General features: G+C 34.7%; 15 protein-coding genes. 13 read left to right on the forward strand and 2 right to left on the reverse strand.

Going from position 1 to position 16,555, the window contains the following annotated elements; translation table 11 throughout:
- Window positions 1-25: 25 nt before the first annotated feature.
- Entirely contained in the window at window positions 26-967 is a 942-nt protein-coding gene (locus IGJ66_RS02325) for a 2-dehydropantoate 2-reductase (protein ID WP_430616769.1), read from the reverse strand.
- 157 nt (window positions 968-1,124) lie between these two features.
- Here IGJ66_RS02325 and IGJ66_RS02330 point away from each other — a divergent pair, with 157 nt between their 5' ends.
- The 6 genes from IGJ66_RS02330 (at window position 1,125) to IGJ66_RS02355 (ending at window position 8,714) form a co-directional block, all read left to right on the forward strand.
- Window positions 1,125-2,243 (forward strand): glycerate kinase family protein, encoded by a 1,119-nt coding sequence (locus tag IGJ66_RS02330; protein WP_430616770.1) that lies wholly within the window; start codon window positions 1,125-1,127, stop codon window positions 2,241-2,243.
- A gap of 254 nt (window positions 2,244-2,497) precedes the next feature.
- Complete coding sequence (locus IGJ66_RS02335) at window positions 2,498-4,003, forward strand: Lsa family ABC-F type ribosomal protection protein (RefSeq protein WP_349702607.1); 1,506 nt, start codon at window positions 2,498-2,500, stop codon at window positions 4,001-4,003.
- Between the two features lie 98 nt (window positions 4,004-4,101).
- Window positions 4,102-4,629, forward strand: coding sequence for a histidine phosphatase family protein (locus IGJ66_RS02340; protein ID WP_067485209.1), 528 nt, complete (start codon window positions 4,102-4,104; stop codon window positions 4,627-4,629).
- A 159-nt stretch (window positions 4,630-4,788) separates the two neighbouring features.
- On the forward strand, window positions 4,789-5,865 hold the full coding sequence (locus IGJ66_RS02345) for a DUF871 domain-containing protein (RefSeq protein WP_430604897.1): 1,077 nt from the start codon (window positions 4,789-4,791) through the stop codon (window positions 5,863-5,865).
- Entirely contained in the window at window positions 5,852-6,748 is an 897-nt protein-coding gene (gene murQ / locus IGJ66_RS02350; RefSeq protein WP_067485204.1) for an N-acetylmuramic acid 6-phosphate etherase, read from the forward strand. Before IGJ66_RS02345 ends, murQ begins: the two co-directional genes overlap by 14 nt.
- Window positions 6,749-6,761: 13 nt before the next feature.
- Complete coding sequence (locus tag IGJ66_RS02355; RefSeq protein ID WP_430616771.1) at window positions 6,762-8,714, forward strand: glucose PTS transporter subunit IIA; 1,953 nt, start codon at window positions 6,762-6,764, stop codon at window positions 8,712-8,714.
- A 539-nt stretch (window positions 8,715-9,253) separates the two neighbouring features.
- Here IGJ66_RS02355 and IGJ66_RS02360 read toward each other — a convergent pair.
- Window positions 9,254-9,745 (reverse strand): hypothetical protein, encoded by a 492-nt coding sequence (locus IGJ66_RS02360; RefSeq protein ID WP_430616772.1) that lies wholly within the window; start codon window positions 9,743-9,745, stop codon window positions 9,254-9,256.
- Window positions 9,746-10,123: 378 nt separating this feature from the next.
- On the opposite strand from IGJ66_RS02360, the gene IGJ66_RS02365 reads away from it, so the two are divergent.
- From IGJ66_RS02365 to IGJ66_RS02395, 7 genes are all read left to right on the forward strand, one after another.
- A complete protein-coding gene (locus tag IGJ66_RS02365; RefSeq protein ID WP_430616773.1) occupies window positions 10,124-10,525 on the forward strand; it encodes a hypothetical protein in 402 nt (133 codons plus the stop codon).
- Between the two features lie 22 nt (window positions 10,526-10,547).
- On the forward strand, window positions 10,548-10,880 hold the full coding sequence (locus IGJ66_RS02370; protein WP_430616774.1) for a hypothetical protein: 333 nt from the start codon (window positions 10,548-10,550) through the stop codon (window positions 10,878-10,880).
- A 590-nt stretch (window positions 10,881-11,470) separates the two neighbouring features.
- Window positions 11,471-13,099 carry a glycosyltransferase family 39 protein gene (locus IGJ66_RS02375; protein WP_430616775.1) on the forward strand — a complete coding sequence of 543 codons (1,629 nt, stop codon included), beginning with the start codon at window positions 11,471-11,473 and terminating at the stop codon, window positions 13,097-13,099.
- A gap of 156 nt (window positions 13,100-13,255) precedes the next feature.
- Window positions 13,256-13,663: a DUF3800 domain-containing protein gene (locus tag IGJ66_RS02380; RefSeq protein WP_430616776.1), complete on the forward strand. Its 408-nt coding sequence runs from the start codon at window positions 13,256-13,258 to the stop codon at window positions 13,661-13,663.
- A 67-nt stretch (window positions 13,664-13,730) separates the two neighbouring features.
- Entirely contained in the window at window positions 13,731-14,348 is a 618-nt protein-coding gene (locus IGJ66_RS02385) for a DUF3800 domain-containing protein (protein ID WP_430616777.1), read from the forward strand.
- A 186-nt stretch (window positions 14,349-14,534) separates the two neighbouring features.
- Window positions 14,535-14,885, forward strand: a complete 351-nt coding sequence (locus IGJ66_RS02390; RefSeq protein ID WP_430616778.1) for a hypothetical protein — start codon at window positions 14,535-14,537, stop codon at window positions 14,883-14,885.
- Window positions 14,886-15,080: 195 nt separating this feature from the next.
- Window positions 15,081-16,505, forward strand: coding sequence for a HEPN domain-containing protein (locus IGJ66_RS02395; protein WP_430616779.1), 1,425 nt, complete (start codon window positions 15,081-15,083; stop codon window positions 16,503-16,505).
- The last annotated feature ends 50 nt before the right edge of the window (window positions 16,506-16,555 follow it).

Below are 16,555 nucleotides of genomic sequence, written 5' to 3' on the forward strand. Positions count from 1 at the left end.
TCAACTGATGTCACAGCTCTTTTTTCTATTTTGCCCCCAAAAGGCCTTCTTTTGCATGAACGAGTTGCGTTAAGAAAGCACAATAAGGTGTTTGAATACCATATTTTTGTCCTTTGCGCCAAACAGCACCATTTATATAATCAATTTCAGTCAAACGATGATTTTTGATTAAGTCTTGATACATTGAAGGGTAATGAAGACCGATATTTGCAGGATCATAAGTTGCTGCAATGTGCTCGTTGACTTCTGGTTGGTCAAGCTGAATCCCTTCTTCAGCAGCAACAGCAGCAAATTCTGCAACAATTGTTTCAACAATCTCATTTGCGACGGGTTGTTCCCCAAAGCCAGCGATGTTGCAGTCTAAAATCGTACATAAGCCATTTAGTGTACCGTTGACACAAGCTTTGCGCCAAATCGAATAACGAACATTTCGACTATAGACCGGATTTAGGTTTGCTTCGTCAAAAACACGAACGACTTCATGCGCAAAAGTTTCGCCCTCAGGTTCAAGATTTTCTAATTCGATTTCACCATTTCCCAATAAGGTTACTTTCCCTGGTCCATCCAAACCGGCAGTCCACATTGTGATACCAAATAAAATGTTTTTCTTAGGAACATATTTTTCTAACACATCTTCATGTCCTAAACCATTCAATAAACAAAGAACATGGGTCTTTTCAGTAATAATTGATTGGATTGCGTGGAACATGTCGTCTAATTGATTTGCTTTAGTTAATGCAACGATCAAATCAACTTGTGTTTGACTTTCAATCAATTCTTCAGGTGAATAAATAGGAATTTTGGCAACAACTTCTTCTCCATTGAAGTCTGCAACCAAGCCATGTTCTCGAATAGCTTCAATATGTTCGGGCCAATGATCAATCAAAATCACGTCATTCCCACTTTGATGAAGCATTAGTCCGATTCGGCTACCCATTGCGCCTGCACCAGCGATAGCAATTTTCATGTCAGTTCTCTCCTTTAAAATTCGTTTCTTAAAACCGTTCTATTCTAGTATATAGAAAAAAAGCAAAAATTAGGATTGTTTTGTTTGATAAAAACGAAGAAAAGTGTCTAACTGAAAGAAAGAGAATCTAAAAAAAGTATGTCAGGAGGCGAAGTAAATGAATATTTTGGTTGCAATTGATTCCTTTAAGGGAAGCGCGACTTCATTTGAATTAAATCAAGCGGTTGCTCGTGGCTGGCAAGCCGTTCATTCAACTGACCAGTTAATAAACGTCCCCATTGCAGATGGCGGAGAAGGGACAGCACAAGCTTTGTTCTATTCATTAGGTGGAAAATGGCAAAAATTTTCTGGGGGAGACTTGTTATTTAGAAAACATGAAAGTCACTATTTGATTACCCAGTGGCAGGGAAAAAAAATCGCAGTGATTGAGTCTGCTGAAGTGATTGGTATTGATTTACTGGAACAAGCAACAGATCAAACAATTCGTTTAGCTTCTAGTTTTGCATTAGGAGAAATAATTAAGGATGCGTTAGCACAACGAGTTGATGAAATTATCGTTACACTAGGTGGAAGTGGTTGTTCGGATGGCGGGTTGGGCTTACTGCAATCTTTAGGTGCAAAGCTTGAAGGCGTAAAGGATGGCAACCCATTACTGACAACGGAAAAAGTCAATTTTCAGGCAAGTAAAGCCCACTTTTCTCATACAAAATTACGAATTGCTGCGGATGTAACTAGCCCGTATACTGGCGAAAAAGGAGCAGCAAAATTATTCGGTAAACAAAAAGGAGCATCACCTGAAACAATCGATTTTTTAGAGAAACAGGCAAAAAAACTAGCGAAACAATGGTCCAAAGAATATCAAATTGACCTTGAAAAAATTCCGGGAAGTGGAGCAGCTGGTGGCATAGGTGGTGCGTTATTTTTACTTGGGGCACAGATGATTAATGGCTTTGAATTGATTAGCCAAATGATCGAACTAGAAGCAAAAGTAAAACAAGCAGACTGGATTGTGACGGGTGAAGGGAAAATCGATCAGCAAACAATCCATGGAAAGGTTCCTTATGGTGTAGCCATGTTAGCGAAAAAATACAAGAAACCGATTATTGCTTTTTGCGGCAGTCGCCAGCCCGATTTAGGGGAATTAACCAACTATTTGCCAGCAGTTTTTAGTATTCAATTAGGACCAATTCGATTACGTGAGGCAATGGAGCATGAACGAACAATGGAAAATATTGCTATTTTGGCGGGAAATATTTGTCAACTTATCCGTCGTTAATTTTTTTGATTGACAAAAATTTTAAATCTGTGTTAACGTAATAGACAAATAAACCAAAGTGAGGGATCCGTGCATTGAAAAAATAAGTCAATTGATTGAAGCTGCATTCAGACTGTACCTTGATGAAACAAGGGAGCAGTGTGCAGATTTTCAGAATTGGCTAGTTTTTCAATGGAGGGGTCTTTTTTTGCGCCCGTACCTTTGTGACCAGTTCTGAAAATAGGACTGGTCTTTTTTTACGAGGTGAATTATTGATGTCTAAAATCGAAATAAAACAACTGACTTTTGGTTATGATAACCAAGAAACAACTATTTTTAATGAAGCAAACTTAAACTTTGATACACAATGGAAACTGGGATTGATTGGCCGAAATGGTCGTGGTAAAACAACACTCTTAACAATTTTACAAAACCAATTACCTTATCAAGGACAAATCGTCCATCAACAAGAATTTGTCTATTTTCCGCAAAAAACACAAGACACCAGTCGCTTGACTTATTATGTCTTGAATGATGTAACTGATTTTGAGATTTGGGAAATTGAACGCGAGTTGAACTTGATGGAAACAAATCCGGAGATCTTATGGCGTCCGTTTGATACTCTTTCTGGTGGCGAAAAAACAAAAGTTTTATTGGCATTGTTATTTGTGGACGAAGCCCGTTTTCCTTTGATTGATGAGCCAACCAATCATTTAGACTTAGCTGGTCGGCAACAAGTAGCAAAATACTTGAAGAAGAAACAACAAGGATTTATTGTAGTTAGCCACGATCGGGCGTTTATCGATGAAGTGGTGGATCATGTATTAGCAATTGAAAAAACACAGTTAGAACTCTATCAAGGAAACTTTACTGTTTATGAAGAACAAAAACGTCTTCGTGATGAATTTGAACTAGCGCAGAATGAAAAAATCAAAAAAGAAGTTAGTCGGTTGAAGAAAACAGCTGCAGAAAAAGCAGAATGGTCTCGTTCGCGTGAAGGCGATAAAACGAAGAAACGTGTCGGATTTGTTGATACTGAAGATCGCCGAAAAAACCTCGGAGCAATTGGTGCAGACGCTGCTCGAACGATGAAACGCTCCAAGGCCATTGTTAATCGAATGGAAACCCAGATTGGGGAGAAAGAAAAATTGTTAAAGGATATTGAATATATTGATGCGTTGACAATGAATTATCAGCCTTCTTATCATAAACGCTTGTTGAGTGTAGAAGAGTTGCAATTGAGCTATGAGTCACCATTGTTTGAAAAAATTAATTTTACGGTTGAGCAAGGAGAACGAGTTGCATTAGCTGGTCAAAATGGTGCTGGAAAATCTTCAGTAATTTACTACTTGCTAAATCAATTTCAAGGAATAGCCGAAGGAAAAGTGGGCTATCCTCAGAATCTCCGAATTAGTTATGTTCGCCAAAATTATGAAGACAATCGTGGAACGCTTAGTGATTTTGCTGAAAAAAATCAAGTAGACTATCAAGCTTTCTTGAACAATTTGCGGAAACTGGGAATGGAACGTGAAGTTTTTCATAATAAAATTGAACAAATGAGTATGGGACAACGAAAAAAAGTTGAGCTAGCTAAATCATTAGCACAACCTGCTGAATTATATATTTGGGATGAACCATTGAATTATTTGGATGTATTCAATCAAAAGCAATTAGAACAACTATTGCTTACGGTCAAGCCAGCGATGCTTTTTGTTGAACATGATCAAACTTTCTTGAAGAAAGTCGCAAATCAAGTGATTACTTTAACGCCAGTCAACTAGTTCTTGCTTTCTTGAAAGGTGGACGTTGATGAAAGCTTTTGGTATGTTGTAGGTAGTTTATAAAAATCAAAGATGAAGAGCAAAGGGAGTTTTATGACATGTTATATGTAACTAGGCACGGAGAAACTACTTGGAATGTTCAAGGTCTTGTTTGCGGACGAGCAGATGTTCCTTTAACTGAGAAAGGTAGACAGCAAGCAGTCGCATTAGCAGAAAAAGTTGCGACACTCGAGGTACCAGTAACTAAAATTATTCATTCGCCATTACAACGAGCAAAAGATACTGCACAAGCTGTTGCAGATAAAGTGGAGTTACCGTTGACGGCTGACCCACGTTTGATGGAAATGGATTTTGGTGCATATGATGGCATGCCTAGCCATGAAACGATATTTCAAGAAGCACGTTTAGAATTTGGGGTACGATTTCCAGAAGGTGAGTCACTCTTTGACATGTATGCGCGTGTTGTGCCAGTTTTACAGGAATGTCTAGCAGATGAAGAAAATACTTATTTGTTGGTCTGCCACAATGCGTTGATTCGGGCAATCAATGCGTATTTTACGCCAATGCCAAACGAAACCTTTTTTGATTTTTTTGTAGAAAATACTGAACTATTATCTTATAACTAAATGATTGAAAATGGCGTGACCAGGTCAGAGTCACGCTATTTTTTTATCTATCTAAGAAATAAAATTTAATTATTTTTATAAAAGTGTTGAAATTTCATTTCTTAAGCGTTATACTCTGTTCATAGAAATGAAGACGGATACATAAAGCGAGGGATGAACATGTTTGGGTTTTCAATATTCATGAATGAGCCATTAACTCCACAAAAAAAAGCGTATATTCATAAAATGGCAACTAGTGGTTTTATTGGCATCTTTACTTCGATGCATATTCCAGAAGATGATGTCAGTGCTTATCAAGGACGACTAAGAGAACTGGGCGAAGAAGCAAAAAAAAATCAGCTCGAATTAATGGTTGATATTTCAGGAGATGCGTTGAAACGAGCTGGGTTTTCGTTGACCGATTTAACGCCACTAAAAGAAATCGGCGTGACGGGCTTACGAATGGACTATGAATTGTCTAACAAACAGATTGCTGTTTGGTCACATCAGCTGAAAATTAGTTTAAATGCTAGCACGATTACACCAGAAGATATTAGTGAGTTGAAAAAATATCAAGCGGATTTTTCTAATCTTGAAGCGTGGCACAATTACTATCCACGTCCAGAAACTGGCTTAGCCAAGTCATGGTATCAAGAAAAAAATCAATGGTTAGCGGATCAGGGCTTTACAATTCAAGGATTTGTTGCTGGTGACGCTGATTTAAGAGGCCCGTTATATCAAGGGTTACCTACTTTAGAAAAACATCGTGGTGTCCATCCATTAGCAGCAGCGCTAGAGTTAGCCGAGTGTAAAACTGATTTGATTTACATTGGTGATGCAGGTTTGTCAGAAAGAGTACAGCAACAATTCGCAACCTATCAAAATAACCGAATGATTTCATTACAAGTAGAAGTACTTGATGAGGAATTGATTGAATTAGTCTTAGGCACGCATGTCAATCGCCAAGATGAGGCGAGAGATGTCATTCGAAGTGCTGATGCACGATTTAAAAAAATTCCACAAATTTCACCTAAGCAAACGATTGAACGAACGGTCGGGAGCATTACGATCGACAATGAAAACTATCTTCGTTATATGGGTGAGATTCAATTAACCAAAAGAAATTTACCAGCTGATGAAAAAGTGAATGTCGTGGCTCAAGTGGTTACAGAAGACTTACCATTGATTCACCAAATTCATGCAGGCGTCAACTATCAACTAATTCGTAAAGAGGGAAGAAAAGATGAGCAAAATTAATTTAGATAACTTAACAACGGAACGTAGAAATCAAGAAACATTTGGACTAGACGAGATGAGTGTAACACAAGCTGTTGAGTTGATGAATCGTGAAGACCAAAAAGTCGCAGAGGCAGTTGCAAAAGAACTAGGAAGTATTGAACCAGTAATTGCGCACACGATTGACTCATTTAAAAAAGGTGGACGTTTGATTTACATGGGCGCAGGCACAAGTGGTCGTTTGGGCGTACTAGATGCAGCAGAGTGTGTACCAACATTTGGCGTTGAGCCAGAAATGGTGATTGGCTTAATCGCAGGTGGCGAGGCAGCAATGACTGTAGCTGTTGAAGGTGCAGAAGATTCATTCGAGCTTGGAGAAGAAGACTTGATTCATTTAAATTTAACAAAAAATGACATGGTCATCGGAATTGCCGCAAGCGGACGTACACCATATGTTATTGGCGGCTTAGATTATGCTCGCTCAATTGGTGCAGTGACCGCAACGATTTCTTGCAATAAAAATGCTGAAATCAGTAAACATGCTGATTTCCCAATCGAAGTTGATGCAGGCCCAGAATTTTTGACTGGTTCAACTCGCCTGAAGTCTGGTACAGCTCAAAAATTGATTTTGAATATGATTTCAACAATCAGCATGATTGGTATTGGAAAGGTCTTTAATAATTTGATGGTCGATGTTAAACCAACCAACGAAAAATTAGTGGAACGTTCAAAACGAATCATCATGCAAGCAACAGAGGTTGACTATGAAACAGCTGAGCGATACTTTAATGAAGCAGAGCAAAATGTGAAATTAGCAATTGTTATGATTTTAACAAATAGTGATAAAGAAACTGCACAGGATAAATTGGTTGAAGCAAATGGTTTTGTAAAAGGAACCTTATAAGGGGGAGCGACTGATGGCTAAAAATGAATTGACTTTAGAAGAATTAGCAAAACGCATTTATGAAGAAGCTGGTGGGATGGACAATGTTGAGAGCATTGTCCACTGCATGACACGTGTACGAATGAAAATCAAAAATGACGAACTAGTTGACACAGAAAAATTAAAAGCGATTCCAGGTGTCCTGGGTGTTGTTGAAGATGAACAACTACAAGTGATTATCGGCCCGGGGAAAGTAAACAAAGTTGCACAGCAAATGGTTGATCTTGCGGGTGTAAAACTAGGCGAAAAATTGCCGGAACATGGGACAGCAGAACACTCAGCCAATTCTGGTAAGGATTTGGTAAATGAACGAGCACAAGCAATGAAAGCAGCTCAAAAATCAAAACAAAAACCATCAAAAATCAAATCAATCTTAAAAGATATTTCTAATATCTTTGTTCCGATGATTCCAGCTTTTGTTGGTACAGGGATTGTTGCGGGGATTGCCGCTGTATTAGCTAACTTAGTCACAGCAGGAAATCTTGATGCAGCAACTTGGCAACAATATATCGATGTAATGAATATCCTGAAAAACGGAATGTTCAGTTACTTAGTTATCTACACAGGGATTAACGCAGCACAAGTTTTCGGTGCTACACCAACTCTTGGTGGGGTAATTGGTGCCGTTGTGATGCTAACGGGAATGAATCCAGAAGCACCATTGAAAAATTTATTTACTGGTGAAGCTTTGGCAGCTGGTCAAGGTGGGATTCTTGGCGTAATCTTTGCTGTTTGGTTACTTTCAATAGTAGAAAAGAAATTGCACAAAGTGATACCGGATTCAATTGATATTATCGTGACACCAACGTTATCTCTAATTACAATTGGTTTAGTGGAAATCTTCTTGATTATGCCATTAGCTGGCTTTATTTCAGACGGCATGGTTGGCGGAATCGATTGGGTGCTAAATGTCGGCGGAGCATTTGCAGGGTTTGTTTTAGGAACATTATTCTTGCCAATGGTTATGTTTGGATTGCACCAAATTTTGACACCTATTCATGTTCAAATGATTGATGAAACAGGTCGCACACTATTGCTTCCGATTCTTGCGATGGCAGGTGCAGGGCAAGTTGGTGCAGCGCTAGCTTTATGGATTCGTTGCAAAAAAGATAAAGAATTGACAGAAATGATTAAGGGCGCTTTACCAGTTGGTATTTTAGGAATTGGTGAACCATTGATTTATGGTGTGACATTACCTCTTGGCCGTCCATTTATCACCGCATGTATTGGTGGTGGTATCGGTGGGGCAGTGATCGGAATGATTGGTAATGTTGGTGCGATTGCTATTGGTCCTTCAGGTGCGGCATTGATTCCATTAATTTCAGATGGTAAATGGTGGGGCTATGTTCTAGGTTTACTTGCAGCTTACGCAGGTGGATTTGTGGCAACATTCTTCTTCGGAATTCCGAAAGAACAATTAGAAAAAGAAGCGTTAGCAGACGAAACAAGTGACAATGTAGCAACAACCAATGAAGTTGTCTTAACAGCTGTTGCTGATGGAACAGTAATGTCATTAGAAGAAGCAAGTGATCCTGTATTTGCGCAAAAAATGATGGGTGAAGGATTTTTCGTTGAACCAACAAACGGACAAATTTATTCTCCAGTTGCTGGTACAGTTCAATCTGTCTTTCCAACAAAACATGCAATTGGTATCACGACACAAAATGGTATCGAAGTATTACTTCATATGGGGATTAATACTGTTGATCTTGGCGGTGCGCCCTTTGACGTGAAGGTGACAGAGGGACAAAAAGTTACGACTGATACATTGGTAGCAAATGCAGATCTTGATGCAATCAAGGCTGCTGGAAAAGAAACGTCAATGATGGTTCTTTTAACTAATATGGATCATGTAGAAAATTTTGTTTTGGAAAAAACAGGCGAAATGAAGGCTAAGACGGCTGTGATGGATGTGAAAACTGTGTAAAACAGGTTGTGGCGCAAAGCGGTTAGCTCCGAAAAGATAGTGAGCAGGCACTCAAAATAGCTTTCCATATTTTGAAGTGGATGCAAACTATCTTGAGGAGTTGCTTTGGGAACACCGTGAAAAAGGTTGTGGCGCAAAGCGATCAGCTTCAAGTAATAAAAATGCTTTTCTAAAAATAGTTTTCCATATTTTAAGAAAAGAGGACTTATTGCCGAAGAAGTTGCTTTGGGAACACCGTATATAAAGTTGTGAAAGAAATACTCAGCTCCAATAAATAAGAATAAATTACCAGGAATTACTTCTTGAATTTTTGAGTCATTTAGGCTTCACTCGATTCCTGATTAGAGGACATCAAGGAGTAAAAATGAGTTAGGCTGGAATATCAAGAAATACAACAAAAAGAAGAACTTAGATTCCCACTCGCTTAAAATAGCTAACCAAAAACACGTTGCCAAAATCTTAAGAAAGATTTTGGCAACGTGTTTTTCATTTTTGTAGCATTACCTATTTAAAAGTATAGCTATAGAACAGTAGGACTGTTATTCCTTAGTAAAACTATATTCAATTTTATTGGAATCGACAAGTCGGTTACCTTGATCATCTAGCCAGGTAAATTCTTTTTTATAATCGTCAGCATAAATAACTGTCTTTTCCTTTTTTTTATCAACTTGGACATATGCTTTTTTTATTTCTTTCTCGTATGTTTGAAATAGTTCATTTTGATCCGTCTGTTTATCTTCTTCTGAAAGCTCATTGTCCAATAATTTAATTATTTCTTCTCTTTCATTGTCAGAAATAATTAAATCAGAGGGATCTTGATTGATATCTTTAACCGTTTGGAGTTCTTTGAAGATTTGAAGGGTTCCATCTTTTAGTTTGTAACTACCTCTACTTTGTAGAGTCCCGCCATTAGTTACTTGGTTCAACTCAGCATTTTCTATTTTGCTGTTTTTTTCAGACTTACATGCGCTTAGTGAAACAATAAAGAAAGCTAATAAAGATATAAAAATAACAATGTTTTTATTTTTCATAATTAAGTCACTCCTTTATTATATCCTAGCATAATAAAAAATAAAAACAATCAATAACACTTTTTTTATACAGACTATATAAGTAATATATACAAAAAATATCGCGTGGAAGAGAATTTGTACATTTTGTTGTTATGTAATTTTAACAAGAGTCCTTATATTATGAAAATAGCTTGTTATAAATCGCATTAATTTCATGTTTTAAGTTATTTTATTATTTTTTCAAAATAAAAATTAATGGAAATTCAAAAAAACAAGTTGATAAAAAGACGTTTTTTGTTTTTATTTTATTTTTTTAAAAAAACAATGATATTATTTTCTTTTTTTTAATGATATATTTATATTTAAATTGTACCAAATAAAAATAAGAGGTGACTTATGAAGAAAAATGTTATTTTATGGTGTTTAGTTTGTTTGAGTTCAATTGTTGTGTCACTTACTAGCCAAGAGGTTAAAGCAGAAGAAACTTCTATGGATCCAGAAACTATTGTCACTAATCCTGTTGAAATCCTTGATATTTTCGACTTGAAAGAAAACGGTTTAGATAACATATCTCCATATGCAACTTTAACTAGATACTGGACAAGCGGTTGGGTAAAGACAGGAAGCCCAGCACCACAATTAGCGTTCTTTCAAAGTGGAGCTTATCGAGGGTGGTTAAGTAAGTACAGAGAATTGCCAAGTCACTATGGTACAACTGGTTACTATGAGGGCTATTTTTATCATAATTCCCTTCCTTTACCAATTCCATCGAGATTAGATACGATTGTCAACAAATAGTAAAAATAAGGAGGAAATCACAATGAAACGATTTAAAATTGCTTTATGTTCATTAATTGCATTAGGAGGGATTGTATCTTTTTCTAATTCTGTAAGTGCAGATGTTGAAACGACGCCTGTAACTACTTCCTCGGTATCTATAGTACCTTTTGGTAGTAAAGTAATTCATTATACTAAAAAATCAGCTACTTTAGGTGGCCTAACAAATACAATTATTTATAATGACGGAGTTTATTGTGGTCAATTAACCCTTCAATCATGGTCTTATGAAAAAGATTTTTCTACAGGTAAAATGTGGTATGTAGGGATTTATAAAGGGACAGTAAGAGACAATGGTGGTTGTCCAATTGGATAAAAAAATTGTTAAATAAGCATTCAGACTGAAGTATTGCTATGGGAAAATAGTGTGATTACGAAATTTTGCAATTTATTGCAAAGTTTTAGAGCTATGTTGTATTGAACGCTTCCAAAACAAGAAAAATAACCCTTTAAAACGAGGGTTTTTTTTTGTTGCTTCATTTTTTGGAATAGCAATTCCCCAATAAAGGAATTTTTTAATTGCTTCTGGAATTTCTTTATCAGTTGACTCGCGATTATCAATTTTTCCTAATGCAATCATGTCACTGTAAACATGACAAAATTCTGGACTATTAAAGCTAAAATTGATTGAAAGTTATCTGTATCCTTATTTTTTAGATAACCGTTGCATTTTTTGTATAAAATGGACAAGTCATGGCGTATTCACAATTATGCTCAAAAATAAATTTTTTTAGATTGTTTTAAATAGCACAAAGTTTTTGAGATATAATTAAAAATGATACGGAAGGTTTTTTTAGAAGTGCAAGAATAAGAAAAAAATAGATCCTTTACCTGCATTACGAGGAGTTAAAAAACTCCTCTTTTTTCTATGAATCAAGAAAGGTAGCGGGCTATGAAAGGGGAATAATGACAATACTATTCAAAATCGAGAATCATAAATTATGGGAAAGAAAATACTCTGTATTTCTGACTGTATTCAGTTTTTTAATCATGCTGATATTTTCCAAATCTTCTCCGCTCTACTTCATAAATGACTGGGTAGATGCCAATGCTTTTTTCTCAGTCGGTAAAGGAATCGCTCATGGGCAAGTGCCGTATAAAGATCTATTTGAACAAAAAGGGATACTCTTGTATTTCATTCATGCGATGGCTTACAAGTTGAGTACAACTTCTTTTTTCGGTGTTTATCTATTAGAAAGTATTTCGTTTGCCATTTCGATGATTTTATTTTTTAAAATTTGTAATTATTATTTCTCAGAGAAAATAGCCTTTGCAGTTACTTGTTTATCACCAATAATCTTGCTAAATAAGGATTATTTTCGTGCAGGAGATAGTGCAGAAGAGTTTGCTTTTCCTTTTGTGCTAGGGCTTTTATATTTAATCATATCTATCTCTAATACGGATGAAAGAATAAAAGGGAAGCAATATTTCATTCAAGGCTTACTGATGGGATGTGTATTTTGGATAAAATATACTATGATCAGTCCGTGGATTGCCTTTTTTCTCTTTTTTGGAATCTATTATCTAGTAAGGAAAGATTATCAGCAGTTACTTAAAGCAGTGATTTGTAGCTTGCTGGGATTTTTGTTAGTCAGCATTCCAATTATCATCTATTTTTTAGTCAACCATGCGTTACATGAAATGTATTTTGTTTATTTCAAATTCAATATGGTGTTGTATCCACAATTAGTTGACCAGGGAAATAATGTAAATATAGTTAGCCGCTTTTTTAATACATTAAAGATATTTTTTACTTTGATGTGGCCAAACAAAATTAGTTTAGCTGTCTTGATGATTGGGTCTGTCTACCTTTTATTTACAAAGGCAATCTTTAAGCAAACTCGTTTTAAAGTGTTGTGGCTGTTTATGTTTTTATGCACTAACTTTTTTGTTTTTTATGGTGGAATTCCATTGAACTATTATCTCTTGTTGGACTTAACCATATTATTAGTAGGATTTTTGGGTTTTTGTTTATTGTTGAAAAATTTAGTAATTCGATATAAATTGCAACGGCCTGAAGTAAGTAAATTTTTAATACCAGGGGGCATTATTTTTGCAATCCTATTGATGGTTATTTCAAATGATACTTTTAGAGATATGCGCTTTTTTACTAATCGACCAAGCATTCAAATAAAAAATGCTGCAAATACAAAGCCAAATGCAAAAGTACCAGCGCAGTTAGAATTTGCTAAATACTTAAAAGGCAAGGAAGATGTGACTCTGCTAAACTATCGCTTTGTTGATTATGGATTTTCTGTAATCCCCAATATTGTTCCGAGCGTCAAGTATTTTATGAATGTCAATATCCCTTACGAAGTTTATCAAGAAAGTATGGATCAACAAAATAAATATGTAGAAGAAAAGAAGACCGACTACGTTGTTGCTGGTCTTGATTTGAATGATGATGTGAATAATTTTGGTACGCCTTGGCTTCACGAGAACTATCATCCGATTGCTGTCCATGTCCAGGAACGTGAGGGAAATATCTTGAAATATGTGCTTTATGAAAAAAATAAAATTGACGTATACAATTAGCGGGGATTTTTAGCTGTCATTGTTCTATTTAAATGGTCTAAGTTTTCCTAACTATTTAGCATGAGGTGTATCTCATACTCAAGAGGGAAAAATAGGTTACACGTCAGATTTAAAGTAATATATGATAATAAAAAACTATTAAAATGAGGATGTTACATGAAAAAAATATTTTACATTGATGAAAGCGGGAACACTGGAGCAAACTGGTTAGATCTGTCACAACCATACTTTATATACGGAGGATTTTTAATTGCTGAACACCAATTAGAGAATATAAACAAATTATATTTAAATTGGATGAATGGTCTTCAAAGACAAAGTAATAAGGAATTAAAATCTAGTAAAATAATAAAAAACTTGAAAGGAAGGAGAGCAGTAGTAGATATATTAACAAATGTATTAAAACAGGATTCAGTGATTCCTTTTATATGGATAGCAGATAAAAAATTTTTGCTCTCTATTAAGTTAGTTGAAACATTTTTTGATCCAGAATACAACCCTAGACTCGATGTCAGCTTCATTTCTGAATTTAAAGTTAAAACCTCTTTAGCAAACTTTATATAATCATGACAACGGTGTACTAGATAATTTTTCTATGCTCGTAAAAAATGGTACAACCAGTATAGAACATATGAAAATTATAAAATACCAACTTATAAAATTATTAAGTGATTGTGAAATCAGTTTTTTTTCTGACATAACTAGTAGTTTGAGTGAATACAATCTCTATCAAATGATTGATGAGTTTGAGACAGTATCTGATAACGGGGAAATTAAGACTAGTTTAGCTTTAACAGCGCCTTTTGCTCGAGATATTTTTCAAAATGTCAATTTTGTTGGGAAAAACGCTGAAATAGCTATTGTGCACGATGAACTAAGGGGCTATTTTCAGACATTTAAAGATATGGCAAAATTAACTTTTTCAAACGGAGAAGATTTAAAGATGATTCCTATAGGCGATAGGGTACTGATAAACAATTACGAAAATGTGAAAACATTTGAATTCGCAAAATCTGAGGATGAATACATGATTCAACTAGCTGATTTGCTAATGGGTTTTACAAAATACACATTAAGTATTATGGACGGGGATACTTTGACAGTTGATGAGTTGGAATTGTGGGACATAATTTATAAATGGGCTATTAAATATGCAGAAGAGGAAAGTGAGTGCGCAGTTAACACTGTTAAAACTTATTTCACTGATGATTTAGATATTAAGTTTTATAATTTTACATCCAAAATTTGAATAATCAAATCTCTTCATTTAATTAGGTTCAGTTAGTTACTTACTTATTTTAGAGTCCAACAGAGTATAGCTGATTGGCTATAACCTGGTATTTCAAATTATTGCATTGGTTGCTTTGGGGATTAAAAAGAAGCATGGTAAGAACAATTTTGATGAAAATTAAACGTAATTAAGGAGCGAATGTTAGTGTTCAATTTTTTTAGAAGGAAAAAACTAACAGATGAAGATATGATACAGCTTAGTCATGAAGAAATACAAAGTCATCCGACAATTCGGGATGAAATTTTTTGTATAGATTTTAAAGGAATTGGTTTTGACACAGTACACAGAGTAGAGTTAAAACAGGTACCTGAGTCACCCAAAATGACTTATCTGGTGTTTACTTACGTTTCTGGATTAGCTGTTACGAACTGGAATTATGAACATTATGTGTTAGCTAATAAAAAAATAGCTATTGGAAATACACCCATTTACTATTATGTAGGCGGCTTTGACAAGACACCTACTGCAATATCTATGAGTTACAGAGAAAAATAATTAGCCTTGTTTTATAACTCTTTATCGTTTATGGAAATATAGGGCAATTTTTTGGGAAACCTGAAAGAGATATTTTCAGGTTTTTTATTTTGAATAGGTAGATTTATGCTTTTTAGGATAAAATGAAAGAAACAGATTTAGAAAAAATTGGTTGGGCAGCATAATATTTACAATAATTTATAGGAGGTAGCGAGTATGGTCAAAGAAAAAAATCCGACTATGTTTGATAGTTTTATGATAGAAGGTCTTTGGTCAACTAGTGTTGACTTTGAGAAAACGATGGGAGGAACGTTGAAATATGACCCGTTAGATTCAACTGCTATCGAGTTGAATCTGATAAATAGTTCAATGTTTGAATTTGAGGAAATTTCAGTTTTATATGGCATTTCTAGCAATGATGAATATGTTACTTTAATAGGATGTAGGATTAACAGCTTCACATGTAATTCTATTACTACTCAAACTGTGATAGCTCAAAAAATAATTGTAGGAAAGAAGCATTTATTGTTAAGTGATTTAAAAAAAATAAAAACAGCAAGTTTCAGTTTTTTTAACTTAAATGAATGGATGGATATGCCACTTTGGAATCAGATTGAAAGTTCAAAGGCCAAAATACCTATACAAAATGAAAAAGTTTTGCCTAACACTTATAGGATAGAAAACATAAAAGCAAATTTAGAAGAAGTATATTCTATTAACACTAATAGAATATATAAAAACTGGAATTTAAAAACAGAACAATATTATAAACTTATATTTGATGAACCTAAAAATCTTGGGGAGATATATTATGAAGTTTATCGTATTGTACAATTTTTTTATTTTGTATTTAGTCAGAATGCTCCGTTTAAATTTTTTGAATTTGAATATGGAGAAACAATTTATATGACAGATAAAAAAGCGCCAGATAAATATCGACTATATGTTAATCAGATAAGTAAGATGCCGGAACGTATAACAGCTTCTAGTAAAATGATTCCATACTCATATATCTCAAAAAATTTAGAATCTTTACTCGTCAATTGGTTTGATAATTATTCAAAAGTAAAACCAGTTATTCAAACATTTGTGGGTGATCTACAAGTAGGTTCTTTTATAGAAACCAAGTTTTTAAATGCGTGTAGGAATATTGAAGTTTTCCATAGAGTATTTATTGAAGAAAAAAAAGAAATACCTGAGGATATAGAGGATATTAGGGTGGAGCTATTAGACTTACTTAGTTCGAAAGAACCTATAATAAAACAATATTTTGGGAAGAGAATTAATCACACTGAAGAAGGGACCCTTTCAATGCGAATTAAAGAAAGCATAAATAAGTTGCCTAGCGATTTTTTAGGGGAAATTATAAAATTTGAAAATAAGAATTTATCAGACTCCAAGACCAAATTTACAAGAGCTTGTGTAAATACTAGAAATTACTTAACTCATGGTAGTAGCAATAAAGAAATGTATAAACCAATGTTTGAAAAAGAAAATCTTTCTAAGGCAACAAAAGTTTTAGATTTAATTATTGAATATTTTATTTTGCAAGAAATTGGTGTGGAAACAGAGCTAATTTTAGATGAATTTAGACTTAGTAAAAGATATTATGGAATACTTAATCAAAAATTTGTTAGCTAGATGCTATTACCAAAATTTATTTATCTACCAGGGGATACTTGTTGAATTTG

The organism is Enterococcus sp. DIV0176 (assembly GCF_050528535.1).
In the GTDB taxonomy this organism is placed as follows: domain Bacteria; phylum Bacillota; class Bacilli; order Lactobacillales; family Enterococcaceae; genus Enterococcus_B; species Enterococcus_B thailandicus.